The 22,458-nt window shown below is 52.0% G+C and carries 19 protein-coding genes; 4 read left to right on the top strand and 15 right to left on the bottom strand.

The features are described from left to right. Positions 1 to 20: 20 nt before the first annotated feature. The 11 genes from ACZ5FK_RS13905 to ACZ5FK_RS13855 form a co-directional block, all read right to left on the bottom strand. The gene (locus ACZ5FK_RS13905; protein ID WP_464805471.1) at positions 21 to 590 is read right to left on the bottom strand and encodes a thioredoxin family protein; all 570 of its coding nucleotides are present in this window, start codon (positions 588 to 590) and stop codon (positions 21 to 23) included. A gap of 92 nt (positions 591 to 682) precedes the next feature. Next, complete coding sequence (gene gatB / locus ACZ5FK_RS13900; protein ID WP_464805470.1) at positions 683 to 2,113, bottom strand: Asp-tRNA(Asn)/Glu-tRNA(Gln) amidotransferase subunit GatB; 1,431 nt, start codon at positions 2,111 to 2,113, stop codon at positions 683 to 685. After that, the gene (gene gatA / locus ACZ5FK_RS13895; protein WP_464805469.1) at positions 2,110 to 3,576 is read right to left on the bottom strand and encodes an Asp-tRNA(Asn)/Glu-tRNA(Gln) amidotransferase subunit GatA; all 1,467 of its coding nucleotides are present in this window, start codon (positions 3,574 to 3,576) and stop codon (positions 2,110 to 2,112) included. Before gatA ends, gatB begins: the two co-directional genes overlap by 4 nt. A gap of 24 nt (positions 3,577 to 3,600) precedes the next feature. Beyond that, a complete protein-coding gene (gatC, locus tag ACZ5FK_RS13890; protein WP_464805468.1) occupies positions 3,601 to 3,894 on the bottom strand; it encodes an Asp-tRNA(Asn)/Glu-tRNA(Gln) amidotransferase subunit GatC in 294 nt (97 codons plus the stop codon). 106 nt (positions 3,895 to 4,000) lie between these two features. Continuing rightward, the gene (locus ACZ5FK_RS13885) at positions 4,001 to 5,131 is read right to left on the bottom strand and encodes a CamS family sex pheromone protein (RefSeq protein WP_464805467.1); all 1,131 of its coding nucleotides are present in this window, start codon (positions 5,129 to 5,131) and stop codon (positions 4,001 to 4,003) included. Positions 5,132 to 5,138: 7 nt separating this feature from the next. Further along, the gene (gene ligA / locus ACZ5FK_RS13880; protein WP_464805466.1) at positions 5,139 to 7,154 is read right to left on the bottom strand and encodes an NAD-dependent DNA ligase LigA; all 2,016 of its coding nucleotides are present in this window, start codon (positions 7,152 to 7,154) and stop codon (positions 5,139 to 5,141) included. 15 nt (positions 7,155 to 7,169) lie between these two features. Then, complete coding sequence (gene pcrA / locus ACZ5FK_RS13875) at positions 7,170 to 9,371, bottom strand: DNA helicase PcrA (RefSeq protein ID WP_464807444.1); 2,202 nt, start codon at positions 9,369 to 9,371, stop codon at positions 7,170 to 7,172. A gap of 84 nt (positions 9,372 to 9,455) precedes the next feature. After that, positions 9,456 to 10,151, bottom strand: a complete 696-nt coding sequence (gene pcrB / locus ACZ5FK_RS13870) for a heptaprenylglyceryl phosphate synthase (protein WP_464805465.1) — start codon at positions 10,149 to 10,151, stop codon at positions 9,456 to 9,458. Between the two features lie 97 nt (positions 10,152 to 10,248). Beyond that, complete coding sequence (locus ACZ5FK_RS13865; protein ID WP_464805464.1) at positions 10,249 to 10,566, bottom strand: YerC/YecD family TrpR-related protein; 318 nt, start codon at positions 10,564 to 10,566, stop codon at positions 10,249 to 10,251. Positions 10,567 to 10,592: 26 nt separating this feature from the next. Then, positions 10,593 to 11,681, bottom strand: a complete 1,089-nt coding sequence (locus ACZ5FK_RS13860; protein ID WP_464805463.1) for a DUF3048 domain-containing protein — start codon at positions 11,679 to 11,681, stop codon at positions 10,593 to 10,595. Between the two features lie 12 nt (positions 11,682 to 11,693). Further along, positions 11,694 to 13,412, bottom strand: coding sequence for an adenine deaminase C-terminal domain-containing protein (locus tag ACZ5FK_RS13855; protein WP_464805462.1), 1,719 nt, complete (start codon positions 13,410 to 13,412; stop codon positions 11,694 to 11,696). Positions 13,413 to 13,582: 170 nt separating this feature from the next. On the opposite strand from ACZ5FK_RS13855, the gene ACZ5FK_RS13850 reads away from it, so the two are divergent. The 4 genes from ACZ5FK_RS13850 (at position 13,583) to ACZ5FK_RS13835 (ending at position 17,911) form a co-directional block, all read left to right on the top strand. Then, complete coding sequence (locus tag ACZ5FK_RS13850; RefSeq protein WP_464805461.1) at positions 13,583 to 14,263, top strand: class I SAM-dependent methyltransferase; 681 nt, start codon at positions 13,583 to 13,585, stop codon at positions 14,261 to 14,263. Between the two features lie 65 nt (positions 14,264 to 14,328). Next, a complete protein-coding gene (locus ACZ5FK_RS13845) occupies positions 14,329 to 15,690 on the top strand; it encodes a spore germination protein (protein ID WP_464805460.1) in 1,362 nt (453 codons plus the stop codon). Continuing rightward, positions 15,687 to 16,793, top strand: coding sequence for a GerAB/ArcD/ProY family transporter (locus tag ACZ5FK_RS13840; protein WP_464805459.1), 1,107 nt, complete (start codon positions 15,687 to 15,689; stop codon positions 16,791 to 16,793). The genes ACZ5FK_RS13845 and ACZ5FK_RS13840 overlap by 4 nt, the downstream gene beginning before the upstream one ends. Further along, entirely contained in the window at positions 16,790 to 17,911 is a 1,122-nt protein-coding gene (locus ACZ5FK_RS13835; protein WP_464805458.1) for a Ger(x)C family spore germination protein, read from the top strand. Before ACZ5FK_RS13840 ends, ACZ5FK_RS13835 begins: the two co-directional genes overlap by 4 nt. A 33-nt stretch (positions 17,912 to 17,944) precedes the next feature. Here ACZ5FK_RS13835 and purD read toward each other — a convergent pair whose 3' ends face one another. Genes purD through purM form a run of 4 tightly spaced genes read right to left on the bottom strand, consistent with a single transcriptional unit; the run spans position 17,945 to position 22,450 of the window. After that, on the bottom strand, positions 17,945 to 19,207 hold the full coding sequence (gene purD / locus ACZ5FK_RS13830; RefSeq protein WP_464805457.1) for a phosphoribosylamine--glycine ligase: 1,263 nt from the start codon (positions 19,205 to 19,207) through the stop codon (positions 17,945 to 17,947). A 12-nt stretch (positions 19,208 to 19,219) separates the two neighbouring features. Continuing rightward, entirely contained in the window at positions 19,220 to 20,755 is a 1,536-nt protein-coding gene (gene purH / locus ACZ5FK_RS13825; RefSeq protein WP_464805456.1) for a bifunctional phosphoribosylaminoimidazolecarboxamide formyltransferase/IMP cyclohydrolase, read from the bottom strand. A 52-nt stretch (positions 20,756 to 20,807) separates the two neighbouring features. Then, positions 20,808 to 21,395: a phosphoribosylglycinamide formyltransferase gene (gene purN / locus ACZ5FK_RS13820; RefSeq protein ID WP_464805455.1), complete on the bottom strand. Its 588-nt coding sequence runs from the start codon at positions 21,393 to 21,395 to the stop codon at positions 20,808 to 20,810. Then, positions 21,392 to 22,450, bottom strand: coding sequence for a phosphoribosylformylglycinamidine cyclo-ligase (gene purM, locus ACZ5FK_RS13815; RefSeq protein WP_464805454.1), 1,059 nt, complete (start codon positions 22,448 to 22,450; stop codon positions 21,392 to 21,394). Before purM ends, purN begins: the two co-directional genes overlap by 4 nt. Between the last annotated feature and the right edge of the window lie 8 nt (positions 22,451 to 22,458).

Here is a 22,458-nt window from a genome sequence, read left to right as displayed (position 1 = left end):
CATGGTAGAATGCAATTCAATCAGGCGTTCTCCTGCAGTACTGGCATGAACGTCTTCCGGATATCCTCATATACGGCAAGCCATAGTTCCGGCTGCGTTGTATATTCCGTCATCAGGTTTTGAATGAACGACTTCTGCTTCTCATCGAAATCTGGCGCCTCTTTCGGCGGCAATGCCTTTCTGCGTTCCAGTACATCCCTCTGGATCGACTCTGCGCGGGGGCCCCACGTCGCCGCAACATGTCCCTTGTCATCCAGCAAGAGATAGATCGGAATCGATCTGCCGCCGTTTGTCAGATGCCGGTCGATCAGATCCGTATCTTCATCCCGGTATACCGCACGCACATCAAGATCCGCAGCTTCTGCGATTCTGCGAAGAACCGCGTTGTTCATCATTGCATCCCCGCACCAATCTTCCGTGATGACCAGGATCCGCGGTTTTTTCTCCCTGAGCAGATTGATGAATTCATCATCCTTCGGCACTTCGAACCGTTCGTAGATCCCTTCCGTATTCTCTTTGTGGGATGTCATCTTTTCTGTGTAATCCGCAAGCGAAATAGCGCCATCATAATAGTCGAGTTCAGTTTTCATGTTCCACACTCCCCTTTAGTTTCAAGAAAACGCCCTATGCGTTGACCCTTGCAGCCAAAGATAGGACGTTTCCCTTTTTCATGCGTTCCCGATCATCGTTTGCCGATCTCTTCAAGAAGGATCTTGTTGACGAGCGGCGGATTCGCCTGCCCTTTTGTCGCCTTCATCACTTGGCCGACGAGGAAACCGACAGCCCGGTCTTTACCATTTTTATAGTCTTCGATCGACTGCTCATTGGCATCGAGGATTTCAGTGACGACTTTGCGGAGAGTGCCTTCATCGGAAATCTGGACAAGGCCTTTCGCCTTGACGATTTCAGAAGCATCGCCGCCATTCTCAATCAATTCCTTGAAGACTTTTTTCGCGATCTTCGAGGAGATGGTGCCCTCAGCAAGCAGTTTGACCATTCCGGCAAGACCTTCTGGCGTTAGTTCCGTGTCATGAAGTTCTTTCTGCTCCGCATTCAGATAGGCGGACACTTCACCCATGAGCCAGTTCGACGCGAGTTTCGCATCAGCCCCCGCCTTGACCGTCGCATCGAAGAAGTCCGACATCTCTTTTGTGAGCGTCAAGACGTGCGCATCATATTCAGGCAAGCCAAGCTCATTGACATACCTTGCTTTCCGGGCATCCGGAAGTTCTGGAATCTCTGCGCGCACCCGGTCCATCCATTCTTGGTCGATATGAACTTCGGAGAGATCCGGCTCATTGATGAAGCGGTAATCGTTCGCACTTCCTTTAACACGCATCAAAACCGTCTGGCCAGTCGCTTCGTCATAGCGGCGCGTCTCCTGGACAATTTCCCCGCCGGAAAGAAGGATCTTCTCCTGGCGTGCGACTTCGTTTGCGATTCCGCGGCGCACGAAGTTGAAAGAGTTCAAGTTCTTCAGCTCCGTTTTCGTGCCGAACGTCTCCTGTCCATATGGGCGGAGTGAGATATTCGCGTCACAGCGGAGTGATCCTTCTTCCATCCGCACATCCGAAACGCCTGTGTACTGGATGATCGATTTGAGCTTCTCCAGAAAAGCATACGCTTCTTCCGGCGAGCGGATGTCCGCTTCCGTCACGATTTCGATCAGTGCAGTGCCTTGACGGTTCAAGTCGACGAGGGAGTAGCCGCCATCAGCATGCGTCAGCTTGCCTGCATCCTCCTCGAGATGGACCCGTTCGATGCGGATCTTCTTCTTTTTCCCTTCCACCTCGATTTCAATCCAGCCATTCGATCCGACAGGGAAATTATCCTGCGAAATCTGAAAGGCTTTTGGATTATCCGGGTAGAAATAGTGCTTCCGGTCAAAATGCATGACAGGGGCGATGGAGCAGTTGAGCGCCATGGACGCTTTCATGCCGAAATCGATTGCACGCTTATTCAGAAGCGGCAAAGTCCCTGGATAGGCGAGATCGATGACATGTATATTCTTGTTCGGTTCCGCACCGAAGTGGGACGGAGCCGGAGAGAAGATTTTCGTGTCTGTTTTCAGTTCAACGTGGACCTCAAGTCCGACAATCGTTTCAAAGTTCATCGGTTCATCCCCTCCCCTAGTACTGGAGTGCCTGTAAATCCGGCCGCCTGTTCGTATGCATGAGCCACTTTATACAGCGTCGCTTCGTCAAAGTGGTTGCCTATGAACTGAAGACCGATCGGCAGGCCGCCGGATAGACCGCATGGAACGGAGATGGCCGGCACACCCGCAAGGTTCACGGGCACTGTCAGAATATCGTTTGCGTAAAGTGTCAGCGGGTCAAAAATCGTCTGATTCAGTTCGTAAGCGGTTGTTGCGCTCGTCGGGCCTACGATGACATCATACTGCTTGAATAGCCTTTCAAAGTCCTGTGCAATCAAGGCGCGCACTTTCATGGCTTTCACATAGACGTCTTCATATTGATCAGCGCTTAGCGCATATGTTCCGTAAAGGATGCGTTTCTTCACTTCCGGTCCGAATCCTTCGGCGCGCGTGCGGAAATAGAGCTCCTCGAGATCCTTTACTCCTTCCGCTCGGTAGCCATACCGGATGCCGTCAAAACGCGCAAGATTGGAAGATGCTTCCGCACAGGCGATCGCATAGTATGTCGGTGCTCCGTACTTTGCGTGCGGCAGGTCGACCTCCTCTATGGATGCTCCAAGTGATTCGAGCACGTCAATCGCTTTGCGTACAGACGCCTTGACATCCTCGGCGATGCCTTCTCCAAAGAATTCTTTTGGGACAGCGACTTTAAGGCCTTTGATATCCCCAGTCAACGCGCTCCGGTAATCCGGGACTTCCTTTGAAGAAGAGGAGAAATCATGATCATCATTTCCTGCAATGGCTCCAAGCAGAAGTGCGTTGTCTTCGACTGTACGGGAAAGCGGACCGATCTGGTCAAGCGATGAGGCAAATGCAACAAGGCCGTACCGTGAAATCCGGCCGTATGTCGGCTTCATTCCGACGAGCCCGCAAAAAGCGGCCGGCTGACGGACGGATCCGCCTGTATCCGTTCCAAGGGAAAGAGCAACTTCGCCAGCTGCAACCGCAGCCGCGGAACCGCCTGAAGATCCGCCGGGCACATGTCCGAGATTCCAAGGATTCCGAGTTGCCTGGAACGCGGACTGCTCTGTCGTTGAACCCATGGCGAATTCATCCATATTAAGCTTTCCGATGCTGACTCCGCCTGCCGCATCAATCCGATCGACGACTGTCGCATTATAGACCGGCACAAAGTCTTCGAGCATCTTGCTCGCGCATGTTGTCCGTGTCCCTTTTGTCACAATATTATCTTTAATGCCGATCGGCAGGCCGAATAGAACCCCGCGATCTTCTTCCGGCATGTTATCAAGCTTCTCAGCGCGCGCTTTCGCCTCTTGCTCTGTAAGCGTCAAGAAGGCTTGCACATCGCCATCCACATCGGCAATCCGCTTGTAAGCATCCTCTGTGATTTCCTTGACGGATACTTCGCGTTTATGTAAGAGCTCCTGAAGTTCAGTCGCAGTTTTTGTATATAATGTCATCGTAGAATTCCCTCCTTTATAGGGTCATGAGAGGATATTCGGAACTTTGATCATTCCGTCCTCATGTTCTTTTACGCTTTTCAGCATGTCGTCACGGTCCAGGATCTCTTTCGGCACATCCTCGCGAAGCACGTTCACTTGGTGAAGCGGGTGCGTCATCGGAGCGATCGATTCAGTATCGACGTCCTTCAGTTGATTTGAGAAACCGATGAGTTCCGTGATTTTTTCCGCATAGATGCCAGCTTCTTCTTCCGAAACTGCAATGCGGGCGAAATTGGCGTAATAGCGGACTTCCTCTTTTGTAAATGGCTTTGTCATTTCTTCGCCTCCTCTGTAAAAACATTGTACGACTTATACTAGCGGCTGACAACATCATTGAAAACCGGCCTGGCCGATAGCCTCTGGACAGGCCGATTCAAATCATTCAATAACCGTATATATGGACATACGGTTCTTCTTCGCCGGCTTTCTTGACAATCAGCGCTTCCGGTCCATTCACCGAAGTGATGTTCACTTCAACCTTTATATCCGGAAAGTATGTTCTGACAAGCGATGTCATATACTGCGTAAATCCAATCATTTCGCTCGTACCGTAAAATTGGACCGGCACTTCGATCTGCAGTGACTCAAAACGGCTGTCTTTGAAAAATCCCCTGCCGATCACGTTGACAAAGCTCGGGAAATACTTGTCGATATCCTGTTTGAAATTGCTGAATGTCGTGTTGATATCACGATAATTATCAATGGAAGACGGTGCCGGCAGAATGACGTATTTCTCGTTCACTTCTTTCCAGCCGGAGACCGCGGTTTTTCCTTTATCCGCAAAACCGACGCCAAAGTACGTCCCTGGAACAATCGAACTTCGGCTCTCCTGTTTGAACAGGCCGACGACGATCGGAATGTCCTTGAGCCCTTCCTTCGCACGCAGACGGCTGACAATCTCATCGGCCATCTTCATGCCCTCTTTCTGAAGCTTCTCGTTAGAGATATTGGTCTCCTTGCCCTCTCTCGAATAGTAGACGGAGTTCATCGCAAGCCCGATCGAGATGCCCGACAAGCGCACTTTGTTCTTCTCAGGCTTTGTCAAGTAGTTCTGCTCGACAATATGCGCCAGGTAGATCGGCGCCTGATCCGCCACTTGCTCCGGGGTCGCGTCTTTCGCCGCCCCCCCCGGATTCAGCCCCTGCTCATCGATATTTTTGCGGGAAAGCCATTTCCGGGCTGTTTCCTTGTCGATATATTGTCCTTCCTGAAAGAAGTAATTATCAGGGGGAAAGTACTTTGTCGATTGGCGAAGCAGCCCTTCCTCCACTTCTTTCATGTCATATTTCGTATTGAGATTGTTGACGACAAGGCCCCGGCTCGCGCTCTGTTTGAACGGAATCAGTGTTCTGTAGAATTCTTCGTTCAATTGCACGTCCGGGATGATCACGGTCTCTTCCGCTTTCTTCTCATTCTCCTGAACGACTTCTTCCTTCTTCGGTGCGAATGAAGGAATACAGCCGCCGAGGAAAATCACTGCCGCAAGTCCCGGTGCTACCCATAACCTTTTCATGCTTCGTTTACTCCTTTTCGCCGATTGCCTCTGCGAGACTCGTCTCATCCCAGACTTCGATGCCCAGCTCCTCCGCTTTCGCAAGTTTGGAACCGGCGTCTTCACCTGCAATGACCAGATCGGTCTTCTTGCTGACACTGCCGCTCACTGTGCCTCCGAGCGACTCAATTTTTTCCTTCGCCTCGGTACGGCTGAACAGCGAGAGCTTTCCTGTCAGCACAATCGTTTTTCCGGCGAACGGCCCTTCTGTCGGCAGCTCGGCTTTTGTCTTGCCTTTATATATCATATTGACGCCATATTGTTTCAGTTTATCGATGACGGCAAGGACATCCTCATTGTGGAAATACGTAATGACAGCATCCGCCACTTTGTCGCCGATTTCATGGATGGCTGTCAGTTGCTCATGGGTGGCTTCCATAAGGTGATCGAGCGAACCGAATTCCTCCGATAAAATATGCGCGGCCTTCGCACCGACATGCCGGATGCCAAGCCCGAACAGCAGTTTTTCGACAGAATTCCCTTTCGAGGCCTCGATCGCTTCCAGCAGGTTGCCGGCGGATTTTTCCCCCATCCGTTCAAGGCTGAGGAGCTGGTCCTTTGTCAGTGCATATAAGTCGGCGACGTCCTTGACAAGACCCGCACTATATAACTGATCGACAACACGTTCTCCGATCCCTTCGATGTTCATCGCATTACGGGAGACATAATGGATCAGCGCTTCTTTCATCTGTGCGGGACATCTCGGATTGACGCAGCGCAGGGCAACTTCTCCTTCGATGCGGACGAGGTCAGAGCCGCATGCCGGGCAATGGGCCGGCATTTCGAACACCTGCTCATCCCCCGTTCGTTCTTCAGCCAGTGGCCTGACGACTTCGGGGATGATATCGCCTGCTTTGCGGATGACCACTTTGTCGCCGATCCGGATGTCCTTCTCTTTTATCAGATCTTCGTTATGGAGGGAAGCCCGGCTGACGGTCGTCCCTGCCACGCGGACAGGAACAAGGATCGCAGTCGGTGTCACTACACCCGTACGGCCGACGCTAAGTTCGATCTCGGTCAATGTGGTCACGACCTCTTCCGCAGGAAACTTATAAGCTGTCGCCCATCTCGGGCTCTTCGCTGTGAAACCGAGCTGCTCCTGATCTTCAAACCGATCCACTTTGATGACGATTCCGTCGATTTCATATTCCAGGCTTTGGCGTGTCTCCTGCCATGCTTCAATGAATGCCAGCACGTCCTCGACCGAATTGCAGCGCCTGCTTTCACTGTTGATCGCAAACCCCTGGGAGCGCAAGAAGTCCAGCGAATCCGAATGGCTGTCCTGCCCATACGCCGCCCCGTCGCCGCCGATCGCATAGATGAACACCGACAGATTGCGGCTCGCTGCAATCTTCGGATCGAGCTGGCGCAAGGAACCCGCAGCTGCGTTGCGCGGATTTGCGAAAGGTTCCTCCCCGTTCTCATCCCGTTTTTCGTTTAACTTAGCAAACGATTTCTTTGGCATATACGCTTCGCCGCGTACTTCGATCGTCACCGGATCACTGAGCGTCAGCGGTATCGCATGTATAGTTCTTAAGTTGGCGGAAATATCTTCGCCAATCGTTCCGTCTCCGCGCGTCGAACCCTGGACAAATTTGCCGTCCTCATATTTCAAGGAGACGGCAAGTCCGTCAATTTTCAGCTCACAAATATAGGAGACATCTTCCCGGCCGAGCCCCGAACGGACTCGCCGGTCGAAGTCACGGATATCCTCCTCGTTGAACACGTTCGAGAGGCTGAGCATCGGAAATTCGTGGACAACTTTGGTGAACCCCGCAAGTACTTCTCCGCCGACACGCTGCGTGGGCGAGTCGGGATAGATGAGGTCAGGATGCTCCGCTTCGATCGCGAGCAGTTCCTGCATCAGCTGGTCATAGAGGGAATCCGGCACGACCGGCTTGTCGAGCACATAGTAGGCATGCCCGTATTCTTGCAGCAGCCTGTTCAACTCCTGCACCCGTTGTTCAATTGCAGTACGGTCCATAATTCGATCCCTCCATCATGCTTTTTCAATCGGTGCGTATTTGGCAAGCAGACGTTTAATGCCTACCGGATCCGGGAAGGCGATGTCGAGCTCTATATCATCCGCAGTGCCCCGCACGCTGACCACCATGCCGGTGCCCCATTTTTTATGGACGGCTTTGTCTCCTGCTTTCCAGCCCATCTTGTCTCCGCCGCTTGTCTTGTACACCGGTTTTTTCACCGCCGGGCGGACGGGTGCAGATGTGCGCGTGAATGAATTGCCGACTATAAAATCAGAATCCCCCGATAACGACTCGATGATCGCTTCCGATATTTCACTGAGGAAGCGGGATGGGTTATTGTAATTCGAACGGCCGAACAGCGTCCGGAACGCGGCACTCGTCAGATACAGCTTCCGCTCCGCCCGCGTGATGGCAACGTAGGCGAGCCGGCGTTCTTCCTCCATTTCCTCTTCATCCGCAATGGAACGGGCATGAGGGAAAACATTCTCTTCCATCCCGATCACGAAAACGACCGGGAATTCCAGACCTTTCGCGGAGTGCATCGTCATTAGGACGATCTTTTCCTGCGCCTGGTTCTCTTCTTTATCCAGCGAATCGATATCCGCAACGAGGGCAAGATCAGTTAAGAAAGCAGTTAGGGAACGGTCTGCATCCTCTTCTTCCGCCCGCTTCTCAAATGCTTCCGCGACGGAAAGGAATTCATCAATATTCTCGAGCCGGCTTTCCGCCTCAATCGTCTTTTCCCGCTCAAGCATGTCCCGGTACCCTGTCTTTTCAAGCACCTGCTCCACAAGTTCTGTGACCGGCAGGAATTCCTGCATTTTCGTAAATCCATCAATCATCTCGCGGAACTTTGCGGCTTCGTTTGCAGCACGGGCCGTGAGCCCCATGAAATGGATCTCCGACATTGCGTCAAAGATGGAACGGTCGTTTTCAATGGCGAATTGCGCCATGCGTTCGAAAGATGTTGCACCGATGCTCCGCTTCGGTTCATTGATGATCCGCGCTAGAGCCAGATCGTCCTCATTATTCGCGATCAGCCGTAAATAAGCGAGCAGGTCTTTGATTTCTTTGCGATCATAGAACTTCGTGCCGCCGACGATCGTGTAGTCGAGATTCGATTTGACGAGATATTCCTCCATCACCCGCGACTGGGCGTTCGTGCGGTAAAGTATGGCAAATTGATCCAGCTTCAGGTTTTCCTCTTCCTTCAGTTCAATGATCTTCTGGACGACGAACTGGGCTTCCGATTTTTCATCATTCGCCTTATATACATAGATTGCTTCGCCTTCCTCGTTTTCAGTCCGAAGTTTCTTATCATAGCGGCTCCTGTTGTTCTGGATTACATCGTTCGCCGCTTGCAGGATACGTTTTGTCGACCGGTAATTCTGTTCGAGCATGATGACGGTCGCATCCGGGTAGTCCTTCTCGAATGAAAGGATATTGCCGATATCCGCTCCGCGCCATTTGTAAATGGACTGGTCGCTGTCTCCGACGACGCAGAGGTTGCGGAATTTTGATGCCAGCATTTTGACTAGGCGGTATTGGGCATTGTTCGTATCCTGATACTCATCGACATGGATATATTGGAATTTGTTTTGATAAAACTCGAGGACGTCCGGAACCCGTTCGAAAAGCGTCAGCGTCAGCATGATCAGGTCATCAAAATCGAGGGACTGGTTTTTGCGCAGCTTCTTCGCGTACCCTTCATACACATCCGCAATCGTCTTCTCGTACGGATTGGATGGATTGCTTTGTGCCCGGTAGGCCTCCGCGTCAATACATTCGTTTTTCGCGGAACTGATGGCATTCAACATGGAACGGGGATCGTATTGTTTAGGGTCGATATTCCGCTCTTTCAGCACGTTTTTGATGGCCGTTAATTGATCGGCGGTGTCGAGGATTGTGAACGTCTTCGAAAAACCGATCCGGTCAATATGACGGCGCAGGATGCGGACGCACATCGAGTGGAATGTCGACACCCACATGCGCTCCCCTGTCCCTGCGCCGAGAAGGCCGTCGATCCGCTCCCGCATTTCACGTGCAGCTTTGTTGGTGAATGTGATCGCAAGGATATTGGATGGATAAACTTCCTTCTCGACAACGAGATAGGCGATCCGGTGGGTCAGGACACGCGTTTTGCCTGACCCCGCCCCCGCCATGATCAAAAGAGGGCCTTCCGTCTTCTTGACGGCCCGCTCTTGCTCCGGATTCATGCCTTTCAGCAGATTTTGCGCGATAGTGTTCAAAATCGATCACACCTTTCATGGAACGTTTGTTCTTTAGTATACACCATTTTCTTATTCGCGTGGAGTCGACCTTGCGGCTTCCACAGTCGACAAGGCATCTCGCATATTTTCATAAATGATGTTTCCGACAATGACCGTATCTGCATATTTCGCCATTTCTGCAGCCTGCTCTCTTGAAGTGATGCCGCCTCCGTAGAACAGGCGTGTCTTTTCAAGGACACGGGCCGCGGACCGGACGATGGCCGGGTCGCCATACATGCCGCTGTACTCCATATAGAACACTGGCATGCTGAATAGATGCTCGGCCATCCGGGCATACGCGACCACATCATCTTCATCGGGGATGGATAGGGCCCCTGTCAGCTGGGCCGCCTTGCAGCCTGGGTTCATGATGCAATAGCCTTCTGCCAGGATTTCCTCCCAGTTCATCATATGGCCGTATTCCCGGAGTGCTGCATGATGGATCCCGTTGATCCACTCGGCTTTCGGCGAGTTCAGGACGGACGGGATGAAATAATAGTCAAAACCCGGAGTCACCGATTCAACATTCGATACTTCCAGTGCAGCAGGGACGGAGAATCTGCGGATCCGGGCAAGCAGGTCCAATACATTTTCGAGTGTCACGTCATCCGTTCCGCCGACGATGAGCGCATCCGTCCCCGATTCCGCGAGACGCTCCAGGTTTTCGTCGGTGATCGTCTTTGCGGGGTCCAGTTTAAAGGCATGGCGCCAAGAGTTATAGTCCATGTTCATCCACCTTGCTTTTCTATGTACGTCTGTTTAGTATACCAAAAAAAGAGGACGGAATCTGTTCCCGTCCCCTTCCTGCGGTTAATAAAAACCTTCATGCTTTTCCTTCATCCTCATCCAGCTCTGGATATAAGCGCTCGAGCACTTTGTTGTATCCGTCCGAACCATAGTCGACGCAGCGCCGGACGCGCGAGATGGTTGCGGTGCTGGCTCCGGTCTCATGCTGGATCTTGTCATACGTCATCTTCTTTTTCAGCATATGGGCGACTTCCAGGCGCTGCGTCATCGATTGCAGCTCGCTCATCGTGCATAAGTCATCGAAGAAGGAATAGCATTCTTCCACATCTTTCAATTCAAGGATCGCTTTGAATAGCTGGTCTGTCAGGGGACCACGTATTTTATCGATTTGCATTTGTCTCCCTCTCTTCCCGCGCTTTTTTATGGTAAATACGTAACCGCTTTTCCGATGCCAGGACTCGTCGGCAATATGTGCACCCATGTTTTGCCTCGTACCAGTTTCGCCGGCACTCCATCTTCATAAGGGATCATGAAGCCATCTACGTTCTTCCATTCGATTTCCCGGGCTGCGCCTGCCTGAAACAGGATCGCTTTGCCGCCTGCCGTGAGGTCGACGGACTGTCTTCCAACCGAGTCAATCGTCCGGTGGGGCGCTTCAAGGACGAGGATGTTCGCAGGTTTCACAGGTTCACCGTCTTCCAGGTCAATCGTCTGTTTCCCGTTCACTGTCCGCGTGTATGTCCCTTTATGCGGCTCATATGCGAAAGTGCTGATGAAGTTCGGGTCCCCGCTGAAGCGGACTGTGATCTCCGATGCGATATCTCCTATTTTAGCATCTTCCAGAGACTCATGGAATAATAGGTCCGGCGTCTTCTCGATCTCCATATGCGATTTCGTGCGCTCCATCGCTTCGAGCACATTTTCTCCGCTTATATAGGAATTGTGCGGTGCCTTGCGCTCTTTGGACCGTTTGAAAAGCGTACCGTCATACTGCATGCCGTTTACATGATCGACATAGCGGTTCTGCAGAAGCTTTTGTGCATCAGGGCTATAGCCGTGCGCGACATAGAAGGCATCCATTCCTTTCGCTAGGTGGACGAAGTAATCGCGGGCGCTGCGCACAGGTCCGATCCGTCCAGGCAATTCACTTTGGAAAACGGCAAGGTACCTTGTTACATTGCCTTCAGCCAGAAATTCATATATGATATCCGCATCACTGATACCAGATTGCGGCCTCGCGAGCGGATGGTTATTGATCGTCGCGATAATCGGCCGTCTCAGCTCCTTCTCTTCCTTCAGCTCTCCCGTGAATGCCGCTTGATAGAGCAGCGCCCCTTCCGGCTCTTCCTCTGGCTCTTCTTCCGGCTCCTCTATCTCGATTGCCGGTTCCTCTTCCACCTCAGGCTCCGGTTCCACCGCTTCTGCCCTCTCATTTTTTGAACACGCGGAAAGCAACAGCAGCATAGCTGCCGCAAGCAGCAGCCATATCCTCTTTTCCCCTTTCACCATTTGTTCCCCCTCTTATCTTTCTGTTACTGGTACGATCACTTCGTTCTTCATGACATTGTATAGCCCAAGCTGCGTGACGCGCACATACGGCAGATGGGTTGATTGGAGGAAGAGGAACGTATAGACCGCATCTCCAAAATGATAACCTCTGTCACTCAGTGCGCGCTTCAACAGCATCTCTTTTTCAATTAAGACGTCGACCGGGTCAGCGGACAGGCCGCCCCCGATTGGCAGAAGGAGCGAAGCGGCGACTCCGCCGTCTTCCATGATGACCATCCCGCCGCCCATCCGTTTCATCTCATCGAACGCCTTTCGCATTTCACGCTTGTCCTTGCCGATCAGGAGAATGTCCCCCGTGTTCGAATAGGAAGAGGCCATTCCTTGGACATTGTCCGCAAATCCTTTGATCACTGTATTGACACGCCACTTGCCGTTTTTATCGATCAGCATGAGAAAATTCTCGTCTTGATCTGCAGGGAGCGTATCCTGACTCAGGTCAAGTGTTGACGTGTACGGCTTCGTGATGACGTCATTGACCATATCAATGCCTATTTGCGAATCGAACCGGAAATCATCCTCCGTCAGATCATATGACAGGTTGAATGCAGGGATGATCGACCAATCGACCGCTTTAAAATCCGCTGCCGCCTGGCCGTCGCGCGCAAGCCATACCCCTTTTGACAAAACATCACTAGGCACAGGATCCCTCTCGTCGTTTAGAATGTTAAGGGTCGCATAACGGCCTGTCGCGATGACGCCATGCAGCGAGTCGATTCCGTAATAGCGTGCGACATTATAGGAGGCCATCAAATAGGCGTCGATCGCCGGAACTCCAGCGCCCAGCGCTTCTTTAATGCACTTGTCGATCACGCCGTCCTGATGGAAGGAAGGCGTCGATCCATCCGTCGTCATCATGAGATGATCGAATACGTCAAGCCCGCTTCCTGCAATCTCCTTCAGCATCGCGGGCAGGTCAGGCCGGATGGATGAGTGCCGCAGCGTAACAGCGTAGCCTTGAAAGAGCCTGCGCTCCACCTCTTCGAAGGTCATCGCTTCATGATCGCCGTCCGCACCGAGCAGGCGCATCCTTGCAAGGGTCCGTTCCGACGCACCCGGGAAATGGCCTTCAATCCGTTTGCCGCCCCGCTTCGCTTCGAGCAATGAAGCGAGCATCTGCCTGTCGCCTGCAAGCAGCCGCGTCCATCCGGTCAACTCGCCGCCCATGAGGACATCCTCGCGGTCGATCCATTCCTTGATGGCGGCTGGATTATATACTTCCTTCTCATCCTTCAGCACCGTCTGCGAATCGAATCTCGCCCACCAGTAGAAGGAGAACGGCAATTCATTCAGCTGATCAATGAGCTTGAAAGCCTTTTCATTGCCCAGCATCATGAAGAACGTCATATTATCCGAGAGGAATGTCGTCGTGCCAAGCCGCCCCGCGTATTCAGCGAAGGTCTCCGGATTATACAGCTGGAAGGGATGTACATGCGGTTCAATATAGCCCGGTACGACATACTTCCCTTCCGCATCCACCAATTCCGCCTCGTCCAGCACCTGCGGCATTTTCGGTCCCACATAAATGATCCGGTCACCGGATATCCATATATTGCCTGTCATCCATTTCTTAAAGATGGAATGCAGGTAGGTCGCATTCTGGATGACAAGCGACGGCGCTTTTTTGCCGTCGATGATTTTGATCTGTTCATAGATTTCTTCTTGGCTCCACATCAGTCAGAGGCTCCCCCCTTTTGTCAAAATAGTGCTGTTTTTATCGTAGCATAGCAACCACCTGAAACATAGAGCGTTCTTTCAATTTCCAGATGTTTTTTGAAGGATTTGGGAGATGCATCGAGAAGTTAGCAGGATAGTATCCAACTTAAACGATAGGACTGATGAATATGGAATTCAATAAAGAGCTGGCGAATGAATATGACAAAGGGATCCGGCGCACATTTCCGGCATACGACGCGATGCTTAAAATGAGCAATGCCTACCTTGGGCGGCTGCTTGGCGATGAAGCTTCCCTGCTGCTTGTAGGGGCGGGCGGCGGCAACGAACTCGCAACGTTCGGCGGGCGGCATCCAGGGTGGCGGTTCACCGCGGTGGATCCTTCAAAGGAGATGCTGGACATAGCCGGAGAGAAAGCGCGGAGCCTCGGTCTTTCAGGGCGGACGCAGCTGATCCACGGGACGGCTGCAGATGTTGGCGCCCGCACGGAATTCGACGCAGCGACTTGCCTTCTCGTCATTCACTTCATCGAAGACGACATGGAGAAGACAGATATACTGCAAGCGATCAATAGGCGATTAAAACCGGAAGCTCCTTTCATCCTCGCCGCGATGTACGGAGATTCGGGCAGCGCTGAATATGACCGCTTAGTGGAATTGTGGAAGACCTATTGGCTGGAGACGACGAAATTGACCGAGGAAGAGGTTGACGAAATGGAGGAAAGTGTTCGGAAGCTTTCGTTCCAAACAGGAGAAGCTATCGAAGAGAACTTGAGGAAGGCAGGATTTAAGGAGGTAACGCAATTTCTGCAGGCCGGGTTTTTCGGCTGCTGGATTTGTTATGCCGAATAAGTGAATGTTTCTCCACCTTGCTGGCAATCCTATTATAACAGCAGTTATGAGAGGAGAGGAACCGGATGGGACATGCATCATCAGGCGGCAGGCCGCGGCTGATGGATCAGATTGCGCAGCAGCTGAAGCCTTCCAAAGATATGGTGGAAACGACTTTGCAGCTGGACGATCGGACAGCGTACCTTCTCTATCTCAAAAGCGTTGTGGACGGGGATAAGTTGCAGAGGTCGATCATCCGCCCTTTCTTTGAACTTGCTTCGGACACCCATTATCTACAGTATGTAACCTCCCTTCCCGACAGGACCCAGATCCCAAGCGAAGAGGATCTTCTCATTGACATCGCAAAGGGGTTTTTGCTCGTCGGCATCGAAGACCGCGTACTGCTGCTGGATTTCAAGGCGGTCAAAGCGGATGTAGTGCTGGAAGCGACTGTTGAACCGACTATCAACGGACCGCAGCTCGGATTAAGCGAGAGCATGGAGACCAATTTCAATATTATCCGCCAGCGGTACACGGAGACGTCTCTCGTGATTGATACGATGCAAATGCATGATAAGTCAAAGAGGTCCATCGCTTTTGTCTATGACAAGATTCAGGTGAATGTGAGAGTGCTTCAGAAACTGAAGAAGAAACTGGAAGCAATTGATCATCCGTTCATCCAATCGGCAGCCGATCTGCAGTTATTGCTTAACAAACCGAAGTATTCACTCTTCCCGACGCTTCTCGTAACAGGCCGCCCGGACCGTATCGCCTATAACCTGAGCGGCGGAAAAATCGTGATTCTGATCGAAGGAAGTCCGCAGGCCGTCATTGCTCCTGTCATCTTTTTCGACTTCATGGCATCGATGGAGGATAACTATCATTCTTTCTGGATCAGCCTGTCTACGTTTTTCTTGCGGTATTTCGGGCTTATCACCTGTGTCACTTTGCCTGCAATCTATGTCGGCATCACTTCCTATAATCCCGACGTCTTCCGCATAGAGCTCGCCCTGTCTGTGGCAGCGAGCCGGATCGGCGTGCCGTATCCGTCTTTCATCGAAGTGTTTTTCATGCTGATCTTCATCGAGCTTCTGACCGAAGCCAGTGTGCGGCTTCCCGCTGCCATCAGCTCGACGGCAACGACAGTCGGCGGCCTGATCCTCGGTACGGCGGCCGTGGAAGCGGCACTCGCTTCGAATATTATGATCATCGTCGTTTCGCTCGTTGCCATCTCAAATTTTGTCATCCCCTTGAATGAGCTGGCCTTTGCAACGAGGGTCCTGCGCCTGGTCATGCTGCTGTATACATCCGTATTCGGGCTAGCAGGACTCGCTATCGGCTTCATCGGCTTCATCCTCTATATGACGAACCTGGAAAGCGTCGGGGAACCATATTTCCGGTTCGCCTGGAAAGGAAGACGCCGGGAATTGAGGGCAAAAGATTCATGAAAAAACGGTTTGTCTATTACTTAATTTTCATCAATATGGTATCGAATATAGTGGCTCAAGTGCCAAAGACCTTCCAGGACAAATCGGCACAAGGTGCGCTGATTTCAATGGCAATCGGCAGTCTGGCGGGAATCCTGCTCATCTGGATCATCGAGTGGCTGTTTGGAAAGTTCCCTGGCAGGACATTGAATGATCTGATGAAGGAATACTTGCCGCGCTGGTATACGTATCCCGTGCTCATCTATTTGGCAGCGAACTGGTTCTTCGCAGGGCTCATCATCTTGGCCAGTTATACTTTCCTGCTTATTCGGTTCCTGACGCCTGAAATGTCAATCTACATCATAATCGGTACATTCGTCGCATTTCTCACATACGCCGTTGTCTGTAAAAGCAAAAGCATCCTATACACGATCGAAACCATCTTTGTCTGCCTGAGTCCGATGATTGTCTTCCTGCTTGTGAAAATCCTTTTGAACAAACAGATGAAATGGGATTATGTCGGTGTTGCCGTCATGCATGGCACCGCTACGCCCGATTATTCTGCGATGATGGCCACCATTTTCATCTTCATGGGAGTGGTCAACATTGCATACTTCAATCTTTTTTTGAATCAAAAACTGAAGATGAGCTTTTGGAATTATGTGTTCATCTGGATGGTCGGCGTCATTATACTTGCGTTCATCTATTTTATCCCATTCGGTTATGCGGGCTACAACCGTGGCAGCGACCTGATCTATCCATGGATCATGACCAGCGACTCAGTTCAGATGAAATATGGTTTCGTGGAGCGGTTCGTCTTTATTTTCATGCTCAACTTCCTGGCAGTCGCATTCTTGAACATCATGGTCCACTGGCATATCGCCGCACGTTTCCTAAGCAGTTTAGTAAGTGAGAAGGTCCGGATCAAGAAGCTGGATGCCCGGCCCTTCCTATTTGCCGTCCTGTTCTGGGCGATCTCTTTCCCTTTCATTGTCAAGATCACCGAGTATGATTTGTTCAAGTTCAGTACGTACTTTTACAATCAGATGCCGCTGTTCGCGCTTCTGCTTGTTGGCACCCTGCTCCTGATTCGCCGAAATGCGAAACGGAGGAATGAAAGATGAATCATTTTAGAATAACCGGCAAACGACTTATCATGTCCCTTTCACTTGGCGCGCTTCTGCTAACAGCCGGGTGCGGCTTCAAAGACATCGACAAGCGGCTGTTCATCGCGGCAATCGGTGTAGATCCTGCGGAAAAGATGGAAAACGGCTATAAAGTGACACTGAAAGTCATTTTGCCGTTCGGAGCCATAAAAGAAGCAGCCAAACCGACTTTCACCTATTTATCCGAGGAAGCGGAAACGATCGGGGAAGCTGTACGGATCCTTGAGACCCATGTCGACAAAGTACTCGAATTCGGACACGTGAAAGCGATCATCATTCATGAAGATCTGCTGCATGACAATATGAAGACCTTCATGGATTACTTCGTAAGACGGGGCGATATCCAGATGATCGCATTTGTCGCTGGCGCCCGGCCGACTGCAGAAGCGATCGTGAAAATGGAACCTGCTACAGAAGCACCCGCCTCGGTTTCCCTGTTCAACTTTTTCGGAGACAATGCAACGGAGTCCCCCTTCATCGTAACGACCTATTTGTATCAGCTGCGCAGAGACTTTTTTGGAAAAGGGATCGACCCTGTCGTTCCGCTCATGGAAGTTTCTGAAGAGCAGAAGGAGTTCATTGTCAATAAATCACTTGTCATCAGTGAAGAAAAGAAACCGTACGAGCTTGGCATGATCCATACAAAGTATTACAATTCCTTATACAATAAGACCTCGGGATTCACCTATAAAGTGAAAAATGACGAGTACCTCTTATTGCTGAACATTGACTCAGTGAAGATGAAATACAAAATACGGACGGAAGGGGTCCGCCCTGTCGCAATTGACATGGAAGTCGCCATGAAGGGGATCATCGGGGAGTCCAACCAGTTCCTGAAACTGAAGGATTTGGAGAAATACAACCAAATTGCCGAAACCGAAATCAAGAAGAAGGTTATGGATTTCCTGCTGGATATGCAGAAGGAGCATTTGGATCCTTTAGGGTTCGGCCTGCGCTACAGGGCAACACATCTTTATAATGACGAAACGGACAAGACATGGACCGATGCGTATCCTGACATCCAGTTCAACCTGAAACTGAATGTCGATTTGAAGAGCACCGGAACAATCGAGTAAAGGCCATTCCTCAAATGGGATGGCCTTCACTTTTTATTTGTTCAAAGCCCTGAAGCCGATGTCTGTCCGATAAAAGAAACCCGGCCATTCACGTGAGGAGAGGCCGCTGTAAACTTTTTCTCGTGCGGCTGCCAGTTCATCTGCAGCTGCTGCCGCCAGAATGACCCGGCCTCCGTTTCCGAAAAAGCGGTCGCCCGTTTTGTAGGTGCCTGCATGGAAGAGTAGCAGCCCTGAATCTTCCAGGCTATGCAGTTCAGGAAGAAGTGCCCCTTTTTGAACCATTCCGGGATACCCATCCGCCGCCACTACCACACCCAGCATCGCTTTCTTGCTCCACTGCAGATCGAACGGCTTCCCGTCCATCAGTGCCATCATGAACGACCCGAAATCCGATTCCATCCGCGGCAGGACGACTTGTGTCTCAGGATCCCCGAATCGCGCGTTGAACTCGATCACTTTCGGCCCCTCTGCAGTAAGAATCAGTCCTGCATACAGGATGCCTGTAAAAGGGTTCCCTTCCGCGGCCATCGCTTCGACAATAGGCACAACAACCTTCTCGTATGATTCCTGTACGACTGTATCTGGAATATGAGGGACAGGGGAATACGCCCCCATTCCGCCCGTATTCGGCCCTTCATCGCCGTCGAACGCACGCTTATGATCCTGCGCGATCGGCATCGGATAGATCTGCCCTTCATGGACAAACGACATGAAGGAAAATTCCTCGCCGTCCAGGAATTCCTCGATGACGATCGTGGAAGATGATTGCCCGAATCGCTGGTTCCCAATCATTTCATCCACCGCATGAAGCGCCTCATCCAGTGTCATCGCAACGACGACCCCTTTCCCTGCGGCCAGCCCGTCCGCCTTGATGACAATCGGCGCGCCGTGTTCATGGATGAACGCCTTCGCCTGCTCCGCATCCGTGAAGGTGCCGGAATCGGCAGTCGGGATGCCGTGTCGCTTCATCAATTCCTTGGCGAACGATTTGCTGCCTTCAAGCCTCGCCGCTTCTTTGGAAGGACCAAAGATACGGCGGCCCCGCTCGCTGAAATAGTCGACGATCCCTTCTGACAGCGGCTGTTCAGGGCCGACGAATGTCAGATCGATCTGCTGTTCTTCTGCAAAATCTGCAAGTGCCGGAAAATCCATCGCGTGAATCGGAACGCATACGGCATCATCTTCCATTCCATCGTTTCCTGGCGCAACAAACACTTGCGATACAGACGGCGACTTTGCGAATTGCCTCACAATCGCATGCTCCCGGCCGCCGCTTCCGATAACAAGCACTTTCATTGAAAAGCCCCCTTAGTGTTTGAAATGGCGAACGCCTGTGAATACCATTGCCATGCCGTACTCATTCGCTTTTTTGATGGAATCTTCATCCTTGACTGAGCCGCCCGGCTGGATGATTGCCGTGATGCCCGCTTTTGCAGCCGCTTCGACCGTATCATCCATCGGGAAAAACGCATCGGACGCGAGCGCCGCCCCTTTCGCACGATCGGCTGCCTGTGTAAGCGCGATTTCCGCAGCACCTACCCGGTTCATCTGTCCTGCCCCGACGCCGAGGGTCATTTGGCTGTCAGTGACGACAATCGCATTGGATTTCACGTGTTTCACGACAGCCCATCCAAGCTTCAGCGCCTCCCACTCCGATTCTGTCGGTTCCCGGTCCGTCGCAACGCGGATATCCGCATCGCCAAAACCATAACGATCCGGCTCCTGCACGAGCAGGCCGCCCTCCACCGACACCGTGTTCCACGCATCCTGACGTTTCTGCCCAAACGGGATTGTCAGCAGCCGAATATTCTTTTTCTTCGTCAAAAGTTCGATTGCCTGCTCCGTAAAGGCCGGCGCAATGATGATTTCGAGGAAGATGCCGGCAAGTTGCCCAGCTGTCTCTTGATCAACTTCGCGGTTTAGTGCGATGATGCCGCCGAAAATGGATACCGGGTCGGCTTCATATGCTTTGGCAAACGCCTCTGAAATCGTCCCGCCTGTCCCTACGCCGCATGGATTCATATGTTTCACTGCCACTGCCGCCGGAGAGTCGAACTCCTTCACGATCTGGATCGCTGCGTTGGCATCCTGGATGTTGTTATACGACAACTCTTTCCCGTGCAGCTGCGCAGCAGAAGCTATCGAAAAGTCGGATCCAAGCGGCCTGCTGTAGAACGCTGCTTTCTGGTGCGGATTCTCTCCATACCGGAGAGCCTGCTTCCGCTCATATGTAAAAGTCATCTGTTCAGGAAACTCCTCGTCCGAGAGATCCGTCAGATAGCCGGCAATCAATGCGTCATAGGCCGCAGTATGGCGGAATACCTTTGCCGCAAGCCTCCTGCGCGTCTCCTTCGTAGTCTTTCCAGCTGACTGTAATTGCTCAAGCACTTCTCCGTAGTCTGCTGAATCGACGAGCACAGTGATATATTGGTGGTTCTTTGCGGACGCCCTCAGCATCGCCGGGCCGCCGATATCAATGTTTTCGATCGCTTCACTCGCCGAAACGCCTTCCTTTTCGATCGTCGCCTTGAAAGGATACAGATTGACACAGACAATATCGATCGGCTGGATGCCATGCTCCTCCATCTGCGCCTGATGGGATGGATCATCCTGCTTGGCGAGAAGACCTCCGTGGATCATCGGATGCAGCGTCTTCACCCGGCCTTCCATAATTTCAGGGAAGCCTGTCACTTCGTCGACCGCCGTCACATTGACGCCGCTTTCCCGCAGGTGGGCCAGCGTTCCCCCTGTCGAGAGGATTTCATATCCAAGCGACTCAATCTTTTTTGCGAACTCCGCGATGCCGGTCTTATCCGACACACTTAGCAATGCACGTTTTTTCACCGATCACAACTCCGTTTCGTTTGATTACCTCTCATATCGCTTAATGGCAGTTTCAGCAGATGCATTCGGTCGCTTCATCAAGCAGCTGCTGCAAAGCCCGCTTATACAATTCATGTTCGACGGAATGGATGGCAAGTGCCGTCTTTTCGGCATTACCTGGCACAACATCAACCGCTTGCTGTGCTACGATAGGGCCGGTGTCCATTCCTTCATCGACAAGATGAACAGTGACGCCCGTCACTTTTACGCCATGCCTCACTGCTTGACCGATTGCATCTTTTCCAGGGAAAGCGGGCAGCAGTGACGGATGGATGTTGACGATCCGCCCTGGAAACGCTTCAAGCAGCACAGGGCTGATCAGCCGCATATAACCAGCAAGGACCAGCCATTCAACATTTTCATCATGAAGCGCCTTCCTGATCATCTCTTCATAAGCCCGCTTTGTTTTAAATGCCTTCGGGTTGAATGCTGCGACCCGGATACCCGCCCGCATAGCGCGTTCGATCACCTGGGCATGCGGCCGGTCTGTGATGACTAGTGCGATTTCCGCATCGAGCTCACCTTCCCGGCAGGCCGCCTCAAGTGCGGAGAAATTGCTGCCGCTTCCTGACGCGAATACCGCAATCCGGCGCCGGGTCATCCTTGCAGGCTCCCGTCATGCTCTCCGGTGAATGACAACGTATTTCCTGCAACCACTTTACCGATCATATATGCCTCTTCACCGTGCGCTGCGCAAATCGAGATTGCTTTTCTAGCCTGTTCTTCCGGCAGGGCGATGACGAATCCGATTCCCATATTGAACACGCGGTACATATCCGAATCCTCTAGGTCCCCTTTTTCCTGCAGCATCTTAAAGACAGGCAGCACCGGCCATGAACCTAGATGAATTTCCGCCGTCAGGCCGCCGCGGAACATACGAGGCAGGTTTTCATAAAAGCCGCCTCCAGTCATATGCCCCATCGAATGGATATCAAGTGTACGTAGCATCTCAAGGACCGGTTTTGCATAGATCTTAGTCGGCGTCAGCAGCGCATCGCCCCCCCTGCCGAGTTCTTCGTACCCTGCGATATAGCTGTCAATTCCGTAGTTCTGTTCTTCGAAGACGATTTTACGCACAAGCGAGTAGCCATTTGAGTGGATGCCGCTCGATGCGATGCCGACAAGCACATCACCTTCGCGCACTTTATCTCCCGTCACAACGCGGCTTTTCTCACAAGCGCCGACTGCGAAGCCCGCCAGGTCATATTCCTCCTCATCATAGAGACCCGGCATTTCCGCCGTTTCCCCGCCGATCAGGGCGGCGCCCGCCTGCACGCAGCCGTCCGCTATGCCTTTCACAATCGCTTCCACTTTCTCCGGAACCGCCTTGCCAAGCGCGATATAATCGAGGAAATAGAGCGGCTCTGCCCCTTGGGCGACAATATCGTTCACGCACATCGCGACGCAATCGATGCCAATCGTGTCATGCTGGTCCGCGAGAAACGCGAGCTTCAGTTTTGTTCCGACACCGTCTGTTCCGGAAATGAGCACCGGCTCTTTATACTCAAGGGCGGAAAGGTCGAACATGCCCCCGAAGCCGCCGAACGTTCCCGCGACACCTTTTCTTGACGTTCTGGCCACATGGGATTTCATCCGTTCCACCGATTCATAGCCCGCCTCGATATTCACTCCGGCGCGCTCATATGCCTTCGACATCATACTGC

It is taken from the genome of Sporosarcina sp. GTC18466, from assembly GCF_055389225.1.
Note: the sequence above shows the minus strand (reverse complement) of the source record. Positions and strands in the feature narration are given on the sequence as shown.

What these genes read in the sequence shown, in the direction of transcription:
- ACZ5FK_RS13905 (WP_464805471.1), bottom strand. Translation starts at nt 590, where the DNA reads ATGAAAACTGAACTCGACTATTATGATGGCGCTATTTCGCTTGCGGAT.
- gatB (WP_464805470.1), bottom strand. Translation starts at nt 2,113, where the DNA reads ATGAACTTTGAAACGATTGTCGGACTTGAGGTCCACGTTGAACTGAAA.
- gatA (WP_464805469.1), bottom strand. Translation starts at nt 3,576, where the DNA reads ATGACATTATATACAAAAACTGCGACTGAACTTCAGGAGCTCTTACAT.
- gatC (WP_464805468.1), bottom strand. Translation starts at nt 3,894, where the DNA reads ATGACAAAGCCATTTACAAAAGAGGAAGTCCGCTATTACGCCAATTTC.
- ACZ5FK_RS13885 (WP_464805467.1), bottom strand. Translation starts at nt 5,131, where the DNA reads ATGAAAAGGTTATGGGTAGCACCGGGACTTGCGGCAGTGATTTTCCTC.
- ligA (WP_464805466.1), bottom strand. Translation starts at nt 7,154, where the DNA reads ATGGACCGTACTGCAATTGAACAACGGGTGCAGGAGTTGAACAGGCTG.
- pcrA (WP_464807444.1), bottom strand. Translation starts at nt 9,371, where the DNA reads ATGAATCCGGAGCAAGAGCGGGCCGTCAAGAAGACGGAAGGCCCTCTT.
- pcrB (WP_464805465.1), bottom strand. Translation starts at nt 10,151, where the DNA reads ATGGACTATAACTCTTGGCGCCATGCCTTTAAACTGGACCCCGCAAAG.
- ACZ5FK_RS13865 (WP_464805464.1), bottom strand. Translation starts at nt 10,566, where the DNA reads ATGCAAATCGATAAAATACGTGGTCCCCTGACAGACCAGCTATTCAAA.
- ACZ5FK_RS13860 (WP_464805463.1), bottom strand. Translation starts at nt 11,681, where the DNA reads ATGGTGAAAGGGGAAAAGAGGATATGGCTGCTGCTTGCGGCAGCTATG.
- ACZ5FK_RS13855 (WP_464805462.1), bottom strand. Translation starts at nt 13,412, where the DNA reads ATGTGGAGCCAAGAAGAAATCTATGAACAGATCAAAATCATCGACGGC.
- ACZ5FK_RS13850 (WP_464805461.1), top strand. Translation starts at nt 13,583, where the DNA reads ATGGAATTCAATAAAGAGCTGGCGAATGAATATGACAAAGGGATCCGG.
- ACZ5FK_RS13845 (WP_464805460.1), top strand. Translation starts at nt 14,329, where the DNA reads ATGGGACATGCATCATCAGGCGGCAGGCCGCGGCTGATGGATCAGATT.
- ACZ5FK_RS13840 (WP_464805459.1), top strand. Translation starts at nt 15,687, where the DNA reads ATGAAAAAACGGTTTGTCTATTACTTAATTTTCATCAATATGGTATCG.
- ACZ5FK_RS13835 (WP_464805458.1), top strand. Translation starts at nt 16,790, where the DNA reads ATGAATCATTTTAGAATAACCGGCAAACGACTTATCATGTCCCTTTCA.
- purD (WP_464805457.1), bottom strand. Translation starts at nt 19,207, where the DNA reads ATGAAAGTGCTTGTTATCGGAAGCGGCGGCCGGGAGCATGCGATTGTG.
- purN (WP_464805455.1), bottom strand. Translation starts at nt 21,395, where the DNA reads ATGACCCGGCGCCGGATTGCGGTATTCGCGTCAGGAAGCGGCAGCAAT.
- purM (WP_464805454.1), bottom strand. Translation starts at nt 22,450, where the DNA reads ATGTCGAAGGCATATGAGCGCGCCGGAGTGAATATCGAGGCGGGCTAT.